Here is a 587-nt window from a genome sequence, read left to right as displayed (position 1 = left end):
GATCCGAGGAGGCGCAGGTGAGCGCGAAGCTGGGGTTCGCGGCGGGACTGGCTGTGGGATTGTTGGTGGGCAGCCGCGCCGGACGAGGGCTTTACGATCGGTCGATGGCGACGGCGTCCGCGGTGGTGCACGACCCCCGGGTGCGCAGCGGGGCGACGTCGGCGGTGCACAAGGCCGGGAGTGCCGGGTCGTCGGTTGCGGGGGCGGCGGCACGCAAGGTGAAGAACCGTGCGAAGTCGGACGGTGACGGGGACGCGGCCGACGGCAACGACGGCGAACGAGCGCCGGCGGCGCTGCGTGGGCGGACGAAGCGGCTGATCGGGGGAGTGCGCAAGCACGGCGTGCGGGTGAACGGGCACGGCAGCGGCGTGAAGATCTCGCGGCCGCACATTCATCGGTGGAGCCACGCCGATCATGCGCACAACGGCTCGCGCCACGCGGGAATGACGGCGCCGTACGTGCAGCCCAAGCCGAAGAACGGCGGCGACGAGGACGATTGGCAGGACGGCGATTAAGGAGGAGGGAGAGGTGTCTGGGGGCGGCGCGACTACGGAAAGCGTCTGGGGGCGGCGAGCTACGGAAGAAGT

Annotated in this window: 1 protein-coding gene; it reads left to right on the top strand. The window is 71.0% G+C overall.

Going from position 1 to position 587, the window contains the following annotated elements; all coding sequences use genetic code 11:
• A partial coding sequence (locus KDK95_RS34915; RefSeq protein WP_212522632.1) for a hypothetical protein occupies positions 1-515 on the top strand: 515 nt, incomplete at its 5' end.
• Between the last annotated feature and the right edge of the window lie 72 nt (positions 516-587).

Source organism: Actinospica acidithermotolerans (genome assembly GCF_018139625.1).
In the GTDB taxonomy this organism is placed as follows: Bacteria; Actinomycetota; Actinomycetes; order Streptomycetales; family Catenulisporaceae; genus Actinospica; species Actinospica acidithermotolerans.
The sequence above is the reverse complement of the archived record's forward strand: the minus strand, read 5'-3'. Positions and strand labels throughout refer to the sequence as shown.